The 13,041-nt window shown below is 52.6% G+C and carries 11 protein-coding genes; 9 read left to right on the top strand and 2 right to left on the bottom strand.

Annotated features, from left to right (window positions below; translation table 11 throughout):
- Positions 1–16: 16 nt before the first annotated feature.
- Positions 17–1,513 (bottom strand): exopolyphosphatase, encoded by a 1,497-nt coding sequence (ppx, locus tag NXT09_RS16240; protein WP_268580418.1) that lies wholly within the window; start codon positions 1,511–1,513, stop codon positions 17–19.
- A gap of 6 nt (positions 1,514–1,519) precedes the next feature.
- Positions 1,520–2,809, bottom strand: coding sequence for an ATP-dependent RNA helicase RhlB (gene rhlB / locus NXT09_RS16235; protein ID WP_268580416.1), 1,290 nt, complete (start codon positions 2,807–2,809; stop codon positions 1,520–1,522).
- A 118-nt stretch (positions 2,810–2,927) separates the two neighbouring features.
- On the opposite strand from rhlB, the gene trxA reads away from it, so the two are divergent.
- The 9 genes from trxA to rffA all read left to right on the top strand — a co-directional run bounded on the left by trxA (position 2,928) and on the right by rffA (position 13,040).
- The gene (gene trxA, locus NXT09_RS16230; RefSeq protein WP_010283883.1) at positions 2,928–3,254 is read left to right on the top strand and encodes a thioredoxin TrxA; all 327 of its coding nucleotides are present in this window, start codon (positions 2,928–2,930) and stop codon (positions 3,252–3,254) included.
- 494 nt (positions 3,255–3,748) lie between these two features.
- On the top strand, positions 3,749–5,008 hold the full coding sequence (rho, locus tag NXT09_RS16225; protein WP_010283881.1) for a transcription termination factor Rho: 1,260 nt from the start codon (positions 3,749–3,751) through the stop codon (positions 5,006–5,008).
- 206 nt (positions 5,009–5,214) lie between these two features.
- Positions 5,215–6,312 (top strand): UDP-N-acetylglucosamine--undecaprenyl-phosphate N-acetylglucosaminephosphotransferase, encoded by a 1,098-nt coding sequence (gene wecA / locus NXT09_RS16220; RefSeq protein WP_240584010.1) that lies wholly within the window; start codon positions 5,215–5,217, stop codon positions 6,310–6,312.
- A 21-nt stretch (positions 6,313–6,333) separates the two neighbouring features.
- The gene (gene wzzE, locus NXT09_RS16215) at positions 6,334–7,380 is read left to right on the top strand and encodes an ECA polysaccharide chain length modulation protein (RefSeq protein WP_268580408.1); all 1,047 of its coding nucleotides are present in this window, start codon (positions 6,334–6,336) and stop codon (positions 7,378–7,380) included.
- 67 nt (positions 7,381–7,447) lie between these two features.
- Positions 7,448–8,578 carry a non-hydrolyzing UDP-N-acetylglucosamine 2-epimerase gene (wecB, locus tag NXT09_RS16210; RefSeq protein ID WP_205552247.1) on the top strand — a complete coding sequence of 377 codons (1,131 nt, stop codon included), beginning with the start codon at positions 7,448–7,450 and terminating at the stop codon, positions 8,576–8,578.
- Between the two features lie 186 nt (positions 8,579–8,764).
- Complete coding sequence (gene wecC, locus NXT09_RS16205; protein WP_268580405.1) at positions 8,765–10,027, top strand: UDP-N-acetyl-D-mannosamine dehydrogenase; 1,263 nt, start codon at positions 8,765–8,767, stop codon at positions 10,025–10,027.
- Positions 10,018–11,091, top strand: coding sequence for a dTDP-glucose 4,6-dehydratase (rffG, locus tag NXT09_RS16200; RefSeq protein ID WP_240584008.1), 1,074 nt, complete (start codon positions 10,018–10,020; stop codon positions 11,089–11,091). The genes wecC and rffG overlap by 10 nt, the downstream gene beginning before the upstream one ends.
- An 82-nt stretch (positions 11,092–11,173) precedes the next feature.
- Positions 11,174–11,905, top strand: a complete 732-nt coding sequence (gene wecD, locus NXT09_RS16195; protein WP_268580403.1) for a dTDP-4-amino-4,6-dideoxy-D-galactose acyltransferase — start codon at positions 11,174–11,176, stop codon at positions 11,903–11,905.
- Between the two features lie 4 nt (positions 11,906–11,909).
- Positions 11,910–13,040 carry a dTDP-4-amino-4,6-dideoxygalactose transaminase gene (gene rffA, locus NXT09_RS16190; RefSeq protein ID WP_268580401.1) on the top strand — a complete coding sequence of 377 codons (1,131 nt, stop codon included), beginning with the start codon at positions 11,910–11,912 and terminating at the stop codon, positions 13,038–13,040.
- The last annotated feature ends 1 nt before the right edge of the window (position 13,041 follow it).

Here is a 13,041-nt window from a genome sequence, read left to right as displayed (position 1 = left end):
CTCCCCTATATGTTCGTTAAGCTGGGGTTTCTTCCAGCATCAGCGGCCAGTGTACGTAGCTCTGCCAGCGACTTTCCTGTTCCAGCATTTCTGCCCGTAACGGATGCTGAACCAACCAACCGGCAGGCAGAATCAAACGCAACGCTTCGCCTTCTACGCGCAGTCGTACGGCTGGCAGCGTGTCATCGCGGCGGCGGCTGGCAAAAATAATTGCCAGACGAAGCAGACGGCACAGGCGCTGTGCCTGATTGACCGGCAGCGCATTTTGCTGACTGAGCGGCATTAAATCGACAGGGTTAATCTGGTTTTGCAGGAGTGTGGCTAACAGTTTCTTCTGGGCGGGCGTAAAGCCGGGGAGATCGCTATGGCGAATCAAGTAGGCTGCATGCTGGGGCGACTGGCGAAAATCGATGCTCAAACCAATTTCGTGTACCAGACAGGCGCTGCGCAGTAACTCGCGACATCGGCTATCTAACTGCCAGTCACGGGCAACCTGTTGCAGAAAGTTGTCCGCCAACGCACTGACGCGTTTAGCCTGTTCGGTATCCAGCAGATAACGGCGTTGCAGCGTTGCTAACGTACGGTGACGAATATCCTGATCGACGGGCAGATGCAGCATGCCATAGACCAGTCCTTCACGCAGTGCGCCTCCGGCCAGCGTCATCGTTTTGATGTCGAGTTCCTGGAAGATCGCCAGCAGAATGGCTAATCCGCTGGGGAAAACCAGCGCGCGTTCCAGCGTCAGGCCATCAATTTCCAATTCTTCCAGCTTATCGCATTGAATCGCATGCTCTTTAAGCTGTCTGAGCTTCGGCAGAGTAATGTATTCATCCATTCCCTGCGCGACCATGATTTCCTGCAGTGCCTGGACTGTGCCGGAAGCGCCGACGCAGATTTGCCAGCCCTGCTCGCGCAGAGAGGCCGCGACAGGACGCAACATTTCACGCGCCGCCTGTTCAGCGCGTTCAAAATTACCAGCTTCCAGATTGCGGTCACTGAAATAGCGATCCAGCCACGTTACGCATCCCATCGGGAGGCTGATCAACTGCGTTGTTTTTGCACCGATTCCCGTTGCCAGTTCGGTACTGCCACCGCCAATATCCACGACCAGACGCGCATCCGGGCCGCCTGTCGTATGTGCCACGCCTTGATAAATCAAGCGTGCTTCTTCTTCACCGCTGATAACCTGAATCGGCAAGCCCAGAATTTCCTGAGCCCGTTGCAGAAACTCGTCGGCATTCGTTGCCAGCCGCAGAGTTGCGGTAGCGACGACGCGTACCTGATCCTGCGGAATGTCCTGCAACCGTTCGGAGAACAGTTGTAGACACTGCCAGCCACGCTGCATCGCTTCCTGCGAGAGCCGATTCTGTTTATCCAGCCCTGCCGCAAGGCGGACTTTACGCTTTATTTTCGCCAGAGTCTGAATGCTGCCTGCGGTTTCCCGGGTGACCAGCATATGGAAGCTGTTCGAGCCGAGATCGATGGCAGCGTAAAGTGAAGAAGAGCTCAGCATCGACGGTTAGTCCGCTCGTTTACGGTTATTACGGGGCGCTCCGCTGCGGCGTGGCGCATTGTGTCGGCGCGGGCCATTATTGGAACGCGGTGGACGTGTTAAACGCTTCGGCGCAGGTAAATCACTCATCAGCGCGTCACTGTTGTATTTGCTGACCGGGATACCGTGACCGATATAGGTTTCGATAGCCGGGAGATTCAGCGCGTACTCTTCACAGGCCAGACTGATAGAGAATCCGCTTTGCCCCGCACGACCCGTACGGCCAATACGGTGAACGTAGTCTTCACAGTCATCCGGCAGATCGTAGTTAAAAACGTGGGTCACAGAAGGAATATGCAAGCCGCGTGCTGCAACGTCCGTTGCCACCAGAATATCCAGATTACCCTGGGTAAATTCTTCCAGAATACGCAGACGTTTTTTCTGTGCGACGTCGCCCGTCAGCAGCCCAACGCGATGGCCATCGGCAGCCAGATGGCCCCAGATGTCTTCACAGCGATGCTTGGTATTCGCGAAAATAATGCAGCGGTCCGGCCACTCTTCTTCCAGCAGTGTCTGGAGCAGGCGCATTTTTTCTTCGTTGGATGGATAAAACAGTTCTTCTTTAATGCGGTGGCCGGTTTTCTGTTCCGGTTCAACTTCCACGTACTCGGCGTTATTCATCTGTTCAAACGCGAGTTCACGCACCCGGTAGGAGAGCGTAGCGGAGAAGAGCATGTTCAGGCGCTGTGCCGCTGCAGGCATGCGGCGGAATAGCCAGCGAATGTCTTTGATGAAGCCAAGATCGTACATGCGATCGGCTTCGTCCAGCACGACGACCTGAATCGCTGCCAGATTGATGTGGTTCTGCTTGGTGTAATCGATCAGGCGACCAGTGGTGCCGATCAGAATATCAACGCCGCTTTCCAGCACTTTAAGCTGTTTGTCGTAGCCGTCGCCACCGTAGGCTAAACCTAATTTTAGCCCCGTTGCATGAGACAGCGCTTCTGCATCAGAGTGAATCTGGACAGCCAGTTCACGGGTTGGTGCCATAATTAAAGCACGTGGCTGATTCGTCTGACGCTCTGCGTTTGCAGGGTGTGAAAGCAGATAATGGAAAGTAGACGCGAGAAAAGCCAGCGTCTTGCCGGTACCGGTTTGCGCCTGACCCGCAACATCACGCCCTGACAGAGCCAATGGCAGAGCTAACGCCTGAATAGGCGTACAGTTATGAAACCCTTTACTTTCAAGAGCTTCAATAACCTGCGGGTGCAGGGCGAAGTCGGAAAACTTCTGTTCAGTTAAGTGTGTTTTGCTCATAGTGTGGTAGAATATCAGCTAACTATTGCTTTACGAAAGCGTATCCGGTGAAATAAAGTCAAGCCGTTGTTGGTTAATGCTACACCAACACGGTAGAAATAATCCTGCGGAGTAAAATATGAGCGATAAAATAATTCACCTGACTGATGACAGCTTCGGCACGAAAGTATTGCAAGCTGAGGGCGCTATCTTGGTTGATTTCTGGGCTGAGTGGTGTGGTCCTTGCAAAATGATCGCTCCTATTCTGGATGAAATTGCTGAAGAGTTTGAAGGTAAACTGACGGTTACCAAACTGAATATTGACGAAAATCCGGCTACTGCGCCGAAATATGGTATCCGTGGTATTCCTACTCTACTGCTGTTTAAAAACGGCGAAGTCGCTGCGACGAAAGTCGGCGCACTGTCGAAAGGGCAACTGAAAGAGTTCCTGACGGCGAATCTGTAATTAGCTTGATACCCTAAAAAGGGTGTCGCCGGCGGGCGCAATTGGGCAATATGTAATTCTCATATTGACTGCTTGCCGCTCGTCGGGAAGCGTGTTAGATTCTTCATCACTGCATATCGTACTTGCCTATGTTTAAGCCCTTAGGCTTAAGCCTGAAAGTTAGAGTCTAAAGCATTATTCTGTGTCGAAATCGAAAAAATCGTTGTTTTACAAGGTAATTGTTCTACAAGACGATTGTTTTACAACACGTTTGTAATCCGATTTGGGCAGTCTGCTAGTTTTACAATAATTGGTTTTATGTGTCTTCGATCTCCTGCCGTTGATTTATGCGGATATCGTTTATGCGGATGTTGTTTTGCGCGGATTTAATGCGCTTCAGGTGTGAAACCAGACAGGAATCCGGTGGTTGAAGGCTGTTATAGAGGCACGGATGATCCTGCCATACCATTCACGTTATAGTTCGAGATTTACCCCGAGTTAAAGAACCCACCACTATGAATCTTACCGAATTAAAGAATACGCCAGTTTCTGAGTTAATTACTCTTGGCGAAAATATGGGACTGGAAAACCAGGCCCGCATGCGCAAACAGGATATTATCTTCGCTATTCTGAAACAGCATGCCAAAAGCGGCGAGGATATTTTCGGCGATGGTGTGCTGGAGATATTGCAGGATGGCTTCGGCTTTCTCCGCTCCGCAGACAGCTCCTACCTCGCAGGCCCCGATGATATCTACGTTTCTCCCAGCCAAATCCGCCGTTTTAACCTCCGCACTGGTGACACCATTTCTGGCAAGATTCGTCCGCCGAAAGAAGGTGAACGATACTTTGCGCTGCTGAAAGTTAACGAAGTCAACTACGACAAACCTGAAAACGCCCGCAACAAGATCCTGTTCGAAAACTTAACGCCGCTGCACGCAAACTCTCGTCTGCGTATGGAACGGGGTAACGGTTCGACAGAAGATCTGACGGCGCGTGTGCTGGATCTGGCTTCGCCGATCGGCCGTGGTCAACGTGGTCTGATCGTTGCACCGCCAAAAGCGGGTAAAACCATGCTGCTGCAGAACATCGCACAGAGCATCGCTTACAACCATCCTGACTGCGTGCTGATGGTGCTGCTGATTGACGAACGTCCGGAAGAAGTGACCGAGATGCAGCGTCTGGTGAAAGGTGAAGTGGTAGCGTCAACGTTTGACGAACCGGCTTCCCGTCACGTTCAGGTTGCCGAAATGGTGATCGAAAAAGCGAAGCGTCTGGTTGAGCATAAGAAAGACGTTATCATCCTGCTGGACTCCATTACGCGTCTGGCACGTGCTTACAACACCGTAGTTCCGGCTTCGGGCAAAGTGTTGACCGGTGGTGTGGATGCCAACGCCCTGCATCGTCCGAAGCGTTTCTTCGGTGCGGCGCGTAACGTTGAGGAAGGCGGTAGCCTGACCATCATCGCTACTGCGTTGGTTGATACTGGTTCTAAGATGGATGAAGTGATTTACGAAGAATTTAAAGGTACAGGTAATATGGAACTGCACCTGGCGCGTAAAATCGCAGAAAAACGCGTGTTCCCGGCGATTGACTACAATCGTTCCGGTACGCGTAAAGAAGAACTGCTTACCACCTCTGAAGAATTGCAGAAGATGTGGATCCTACGTAAGATCATCCACCCAATGGGTGAGATCGACGCGATGGAATTCCTCATCAACAAGTTGGCGATGACGAAAACCAACGATGAATTCTTCGATATGATGAAACGTTCATAAATCCGGGCGTTCATCCATTACGGATAACTCGGGGAACGCCACGCTGGGTCGTGGCGTTTTTTTATCCCCTAATTGATCGGATGTGAAGGGGCTTTCTACCTGGAAGTCTCGGTTATCACTCAATTTGTACTGGCGATCAACGTGGGCGATAGGATATAAGGCGTAAACCGAGTCTATACTGAACAGCTACAGCGCAGCTGTTAACGGTGAACTTACTCACTATGAGTACCGAACTACTATTTATTTTCTTGTTTTCTCTGGGCTTTCTTTTTTTTGCTCGCAGCATTGCGGGTAAAATAGGGCTTGTCGATCGTCCCAACTACCGTAAACGCCATCGGGGTCTTATACCCCTGGTTGGTGGTATCTCCGTGTATGCAGGTATCTGCTTTACCTACTTCATTACCGATCAATATATTCCCAACTTCCGTCTTTACCTGCTGTGCGCGGGTGTGCTGGTGTTTATCGGCATGCTGGACGATCGTTTTGATATCAGTGTGAAAATTCGTGCCGTTGTGCAGGCGTTTGTTGCCGTGGTGATGATGTCTTTCGCTGGCTTGACGATACACAACCTGGGATTCATTTTCGGTCCGTGGCAGATGGGGCTGGGGCCGTTTGGCTATCTGGTCACGCTGTTTGCGGTTTGGGCGGCGATTAACGCGTTCAATATGGTGGACGGGATCGATGGGTTGCTCGGCGGGTTGTCCAGCGTCTCATTTGGGGCGATGGGCATTTTGCTGTACCTGAGCGGCCACACGAATCTGGCATTGTGGTGTTTCGCCATGATTGCGGCGACGCTGCCTTATATTCTGCTTAACCTCGGCATGTTTGGGCCACGCTACAAGGTTTTCATGGGCGATGCGGGTAGCACGATGATTGGCTTCACAGCCATCTGGCTCCTGATTCAAACAACGCAAGGCCCGCAGCATCCGATTAATCCGGTTACGGCACTGTGGATCATCGCTATCCCGCTGATCGATATGATCGCCATTATGTATCGGCGTTTGCGTAAAGGGATGAGCCCGTTCTCGCCTGACCGACAACATATCCATCATTTAATGATGCGTGCTGGCTTCTCTTCCCGTCAGGCGTTTGTGCTGATTACGCTTGCTGCCGCCTTGTTGGCCGCGGTCGGTGTGTTGGGAGAATATTTCTTTTTCATACCAGAATGGTTAATGTTGGCATTATTCTTGCTTGCATTTCTACTGTATGGCTACTGCCTGAAACGAGCATGGCGGGTCGCCCGTTTTATCAAACGAATCAAACGCCGTATGCGGCATTCTGATGAGCAAAAGCAGTCATCCTGACCAAATAATTTTGGGGAAGTAATGAAATCAGAGAACTTGTCTACCGGGAATGCGTTGATTGATAACGAATTGGATATCCGTGGGTTATTTCGCCTGCTGTGGCGTGGAAAGGTATGGCCGATAGCAATCGGCCTGCTTTTTGCCGTTGTGGCACTAGGCTATTCCTATCTTGTTAAACAGGAGTGGAGCGCGACAGCGATTACCGACAAGCCGACGGTCAATATGCTGGGTGGGTATTATTCGCAGCAGCAATTCCTGCGTAACCTCGACGCCCGTTCTTTTTCCGCGCCTCAGCCAGAACAACCGTCTATTTCGGCCGATGCTTATGACGAGTTCATCATGCAATTAGCGGCTTACGATACCCGCCGCGATTTCTGGTTGCAGACTGACTATTATAAGCAGCGTCTGGAAGGCGATGAAAAAGCCGATGCGGCTCTGCTAGATGAATTGGTTAACAACATTCAGTTTACGCCTCGCGACGACGGGAAAAAGACCAATGATTCCGTGAAGCTGGTGGCAGAAACCTCTAAAGATTCCAACACGTTGCTTCGTCAGTATGTGGCTTTTGCCAGCCAGCGTGCAGCAAGTCACTTGAATGAAGAGATTAAGGGTGCCTGGGCGGCCAGAACCATTTTCATGAAGTCGCAGATCAAGCGTCAGGAAGCGGTAGCAAAAGCGATTTACGATCGCGAAGTCCGCAGCGTTGAACTGGCGCTGAAAATCGCCCAGCAGCAAGGTATTAGCCGCAGCCAGACGGATACTCCGGCAGACGAAATCCCCGCATCGGAAATGTTTCTGCTTGGCAGGCCGATGCTTCAAGCCCGGCTGGAAACATTGCAGACCAGCGGCCCGCACTATGAACTGGATTACGATCAAAATCGCGCGATGTTGGCGACGCTGAACGTTGGCCCAACGCTTGAGGCCACTTTCCAGACGTATCGTTATTTACGTACCCCGGAAGAACCGGTGAAGCGTGACAGCCCACGCCGGGCATTCCTGATGGTGATGTGGGGTGCGATTGGTGCGCTCGTCGGCGCGGGTGTTGCCTTGGCTCGCCGTCCGCGCTAACCAGCTTGCTGATTCGCGTCTGATGCTCAGCGAGCGTCTGCGTCTAACCTGATTAAAGAGATTCAATGTGAAAGTATTGACTGTTTTCGGCACCCGGCCGGAAGCCATAAAAATGGCACCGCTGGTTCATGCCCTGGCTCAGGATGGAGCCTTTGAATCGAGAATTTGCGTAACAGCCCAGCACCGGGAGATGCTGGATCAGGTGCTGCGTTTGTTCGATATTACGCCGGATTACGATCTGGATATTATGCGGCCGGGACAGGGACTCAGTGAGATATCCTGCCGGATTTTATCAGGACTTGAACCCGTTATGGCGGAGTTCAAACCGGATTTGGTGTTGGTACACGGCGATACCACCACGACGTTGGCAACCAGTCTGGCTGCTTTTTATCAGCGTATCCCCGTCGGCCATGTAGAAGCGGGATTGCGTACTGGTAATCTGTACTCGCCCTGGCCGGAAGAGGCTAACCGCAAACTGACCGGGCATTTGGCGATGTACCATTTCGCCCCGACGGAAAATTCTCGCCAAAATTTACTGCGTGAACACCTGTCTGACCGACATATTTTTGTGACGGGTAATACGGTGATTGATGCGCTGTTCTGGGTGCGCGATCGTATTCTCGGGGACGCCGCGCTACGTCGCAGCCTCGACGAGAAATATGCTTTTTTAGACGATAACAAGAAGCTGATTCTGGTTACCGGACACCGCCGTGAGAGTTTTGGCGGCGGTTTTGAGCGCATTTGCAGCGCGCTGGCGGATATCGCCCGTCGACACCCTGAAGTACAAATTGTGTATCCGGTTCACCTGAACCCTAATGTCAGCGAGCCCGTGAATCGTATCCTGAGCGGCATTGATAATGTGATGCTGATTGCGCCGCAGGACTATCTGCCTTTCGTGTATTTGATGAATCGTTCTTACATGATTTTGACCGACTCTGGCGGTATTCAGGAGGAAGCGCCGTCGTTAGGCAAGCCTGTATTGGTGATGCGTGATACGACAGAGCGGCCGGAGGCGGTGGAAGCCGGTACGGTCAAACTGGTAGGAACAGAAGTAACCAGCCTTGTTGATGCGGTATCTATGCTGTTGACGGATGAAGAGGCGTATCAGGCAATGAGCCGTGCCCACAATCCTTATGGTGATGGGCAAGCCTGTCAACGCATCGTTGATGCTTTAAAAAATCGCCAGGAGCGATTTTAAACACCGTCCCGCGGCGGCCCGATTTACAGAATGCAAACGGTGATAATGGAATAGAAGAGTAAAGCGTTTGCGCCAGGGATGGCGCGAGCCGAGCGTACAGGGATGTATTCACAGCGTCTTTACGATCTATCCATTATCACCGCTCAATGCATCTCTCAGTATCCGAGAAATAATTATGGTGACACTATGAGCTTTACTACCATTTCCGTAATCGGTTTAGGCTACATCGGTTTACCCACTGCTGCGGCGTTTGCGTCGCGCCAGAAAAAAGTCACCGGTATCGATGTGAACAAACTGGCGGTCGAAACCATCAATCGCGGCGAAATCCATATCGTCGAGCCCGATCTGGATGCGTTGGTCAAAGTGGCAGTGGAAAATGGTTACCTCCAGGCGCTGACAAAGCCTGTGCCAGCCGATGCTTTCCTGATCGCCGTTCCTACTCCCTTCAAAGGCGATCACGAACCCGATCTGGCCTATGTTCAGGCGGCTGCAGCGTCTATCGCGCCTGTTCTGAAGAAAGGCGATCTGGTGATTCTGGAATCGACATCCCCCGTAGGTGCAACCGAGCAAATGGCCGAGTGGCTGGCTGATGCGCGAGCGGACTTGACGTTTCCGCAGCAGGTTGGAGAAACGGCGGATATCAATATAGCCTATTGTCCTGAACGCGTGCTGCCAGGGCAGGTCGTGGTCGAACTGATTAAAAACGATCGCGTCATTGGCGGCATGACCCCGGTGTGCTCTGCACGCGCCAGTGAATTATACAAAATCTTCCTCGAAGGTGAGTGTGTGGTTACTAACTCCCGCACCGCCGAAATGTGCAAGCTGACGGAAAACAGCTTCCGCGACGTCAATATTGCTTTCGCCAATGAGCTCTCGCTGATTTGTGCCGAACAAAACATTAACGTATGGGAACTTATCCGATTGGCAAACCGCCATCCTCGCGTCAATATCCTGCAACCCGGCCCTGGCGTCGGCGGGCACTGTATTGCGGTCGACCCCTGGTTTATCGTGGCACAGAACCCGCAGCAGGCCCGGTTGATTCATACCGCCAGACTGGTGAACGATGGCAAACCGCTCTGGGTGGTGGATCGCGTAAAAGCGGCCGTGGCGGATTATCTGGCGCAAACGGATAAACGCGCCAGCGAAGTCACGGTGGCCTGCTTTGGGCTGGCGTTCAAGCCCGATATTGACGATCTGCGTGAAAGTCCCGCAGTAGGAATTACGTCCATGATCGCACAGTGGAACACCGGCGTGACGTTAGCCGTCGAACCGAATGTCAAATACCTGCCGTCCGTGTTGGCCGGACAGGTAAAACTGGTCGATGCCAGCAGTGCATTAAAAGAAGCCGATGTGCTGGTAATGCTGGTTGACCATCGTCAGTTTAAAGCGATTAATCCAGAAGATGTTAAACAACAGTGGGTTATCGATACCAAGGGAGTATGGCGTTGAAACGTATTTTAATTACCGGTGGTGCAGGATTTATTGGTTCGGCGTTGGTCAGATACATTTTGACTGAAACGCAGGACAGCGTCGTCGTTGTCGATAAGCTGACCTATGCAGGGAACCTGTCTTCGCTGGCACCCGTCGCTGATAGCTCACGCTTCGCGTTCGAGCAGGTTGATATCTGCGATCGTGCTGAACTGGACCGTGTCTTTACGGCTTACCAGCCTGCGTTGGTGATGCATCTGGCGGCAGAAAGCCACGTCGACCGCTCTATCGATGGCCCAGCGGCATTTATCGAAACCAACATTGTCGGCACCTATACGATGCTGGAAGCGGCGCGCCACTACTGGCAGAATCTGGCTGATGCGGACAAGCGTGCGTTCCGTTTTCACCATATCTCTACCGATGAAGTGTTTGGTGACCTGCATGGGACGGAGGATCTGTTTACAGAAACCACGCCTTATGCGCCAAGCAGCCCTTATTCCGCATCGAAAGCCTCCAGCGACCATCTTGTTCGCGCCTGGCTGCGCACCTACGGGTTCCCGACTGTTATCACCAACTGCTCGAACAACTACGGTCCTTACCATTTCCCAGAGAAGCTGATTCCGCTGGTGATTCTGAATGCGGTCGCGGGCAAACCGTTACCGGTTTACGGTGACGGCGCGCAAATCCGTGACTGGCTGTTTGTCGAAGACCACGCTCGCGCACTGTACAAAGTGGTGACGGAAGGTGAAATCGGCGAAACGTACAACATCGGTGGTCACAACGAGCGCAAAAACATTGAAGTCGTGCAGACCATTTGTGCGCTGCTGGAAGAGCTGGCGCCGAATAAGCCCGCTGGCGTAGCGCATTACCGCGATCTCATCACCTATGTGAAAGACCGCCCAGGCCACGACATGCGTTACGCGATCGATGCCGGGAAAATTGAACGTGAGCTGGGCTGGCGTCCAGAAGAAACGTTTGAGACGGGCATGAGAAAAACCGTCAGTTGGTATCTGAATAACGAAAAATGGTGGCGCAGCGTGCAGGATGGTTCTTATACCGGTGAACGTTTAGGGCTGAACGACTAAGCTCGTGCCAGACGTTGAAAAACTAGAAGTTGAAAAACCGAAAGTTGGAAAACCAGATGGCGGAAAAGAAAGGAGCGACACGATGACCCATCCGATATCAATTGGAAAGGGAGAGATTCGCGCCACGGTCGAACCGCTGGGCTGGGAGAGCGAATTCTTCCAGATTGACAGCGGTAAGCTGAATTTTTCGCCTTCTGCGCCTGCGTTGACGCTCGATGCGCTGAACGCATTTACGCTGACGCAGGCTAAAATCGCAGCGGACAATCTGGTGCTGGCAGATGCGCTTGCCGATCTTGGGTTTCGATTGGTGGAAGGCGAGGTCGATCTCAGTCTGCCGCTGCAACGGACTACGGTTGTTACGCCGCTACCGCGCTGGCGTGAAGCCACACCCGACGATATCCCTGCACTGAGGGACGCGGCGTCACGTGTTTTTGCGCTGAGCCGTTTTCGTTCTCCGTGGTATCAACCGGAGGATAGCGGACGTTTCTATGCGCAGTGGATTGAGAATGCCGTGCGCGGTACGTTCGACCACTGCTGTTTGCTGGTGGAAGATGCCGCTGGCAACCCACAGGGATGGGTCACGCTACGCAGAGTGAATGACGCGGATGCCCGTATCGGGCTGCTGGGCGTGTGGCCGGGCGTTACGGTACGTGGCATCGGTTCACAGCTGATGGCGCTGGCGGAAGCGTGGTGCCGACAACAAGAGTTGATATGTCTTCGGGTCGCGACACAGGTTAGCAATGTGGCGGCGCTTCGTCTTTATCTTCGCCGTGGTGCCATGATTGAGAGCACGGCGTATTGGTTATACAGGTGATCACATGATTCCATTTAATGCGCCACCAGTTGTTGGTACAGAACTAGATTATATGCAGGCTGCCATGAGCAGCGGTAAATTGTGCGGTGATGGTGGGTTTACCCGTCGCTGTCAGCAGTGGCTGGAACATTATTCCGGCAGCAAAAAAGTCCTGCTCACGCCTTCCTGCACCGCGTCGCTGGAGATGGCCGCTATCCTGCTGGACGTTAAGCCCGGCGATGAAGTGATCATGCCGAGCTATACCTTCGTGTCTACCGCTAACGCCTTTGTGCTGCGTGGTGCGAAGATCGTGTTTGTCGATATCCGCCCAGATACCATGAACATTGATGAGACGAAGATCGAAGCGGCCATTACGGAAAAAACGCGCATTATCGTGCCGGTTCACTACGCAGGTGTAGCCTGCGAGATGGATGTGATTATGGCACTGGCGAAGAAATACGATTTATATGTCGTGGAAGATGCCGCGCAGGGCGTGATGTCGAGCTACAAAGGCCGCGTTCTGGGCTCTATCGGCCACATCGGCTGCTTCAGCTTTCACGAAACCAAGAACTACACCTCGGGCGGCGAGGGCGGAGCCACGTTGATTAATGACGCAAGGCTGGTGGAGCGTGCGGAAATCATTCGTGAAAAAGGCACCAACCGCAGTCAGTTCTTCCGTGGGCAGGTGGACAAATACACCTGGCGGGATATCGGTTCAAGCTACCTGATGGCGGATATTCAGGCTGCCTACCTCTGGGCACAGCTGGAAGCGGCGCGGCCGATCAACGAACGTCGCCTGAAACTGTGGCAGAACTACTACGCGGCATTCAAATCGCTGGCCGATGCCGGGCGTATCACCCTGCCGACCGTGCCTGCCAATGGGATTCACAACGCGCACATGTTTTATATCAAACTGCGCGATCAGGACGACCGCAGTGCGTTTATCAATTACATGAAAGAAGCCGAAATCATGACGGTCTTTCATTATATCCCGCTGCACAGTTGTCCGGCCGGTTTGAACTTCGGCTGTTTCTCCGGTGAAGACCGCTACACCACGCAGGAAAGCGAGCGGTTGGTGCGTTTACCGCTGTTCTACAACCTGTCAGACGTCAATCAGCGGACGGTGATCAATACCATTCTGAGCTTCTTCTCCTGAT

The sequence above is a fragment of the Pectobacterium jejuense genome (genome assembly GCF_026800125.1).
Classification (GTDB): domain Bacteria; phylum Pseudomonadota; class Gammaproteobacteria; order Enterobacterales; family Enterobacteriaceae; genus Pectobacterium; species Pectobacterium jejuense.
The sequence above is the reverse complement of the archived record's forward strand: the minus strand, read 5'-3'. Positions and strand labels throughout refer to the sequence as shown.

Excerpts from the sequence above, each read along its gene's own strand:
- rho (WP_010283881.1), top strand. The coding sequence starts at position 3,749 with ATGAATCTTACCGAATTAAAGAATACGCCAGTTTCTGAGTTAATTACT.
- ppx (WP_268580418.1), bottom strand. The coding sequence starts at position 1,513 with ATGCTGAGCTCTTCTTCACTTTACGCTGCCATCGATCTCGGCTCGAAC.
- trxA (WP_010283883.1), top strand. The coding sequence starts at position 2,928 with ATGAGCGATAAAATAATTCACCTGACTGATGACAGCTTCGGCACGAAA.
- wzzE (WP_268580408.1), top strand. The coding sequence starts at position 6,334 with ATGAAATCAGAGAACTTGTCTACCGGGAATGCGTTGATTGATAACGAA.
- rffA (WP_268580401.1), top strand. The coding sequence starts at position 11,910 with ATGATTCCATTTAATGCGCCACCAGTTGTTGGTACAGAACTAGATTAT.
- rhlB (WP_268580416.1), bottom strand. The coding sequence starts at position 2,809 with ATGAGCAAAACACACTTAACTGAACAGAAGTTTTCCGACTTCGCCCTG.
- rffG (WP_240584008.1), top strand. The coding sequence starts at position 10,018 with ATGGCGTTGAAACGTATTTTAATTACCGGTGGTGCAGGATTTATTGGT.
- wecD (WP_268580403.1), top strand. The coding sequence starts at position 11,174 with ATGACCCATCCGATATCAATTGGAAAGGGAGAGATTCGCGCCACGGTC.
- wecC (WP_268580405.1), top strand. The coding sequence starts at position 8,765 with ATGAGCTTTACTACCATTTCCGTAATCGGTTTAGGCTACATCGGTTTA.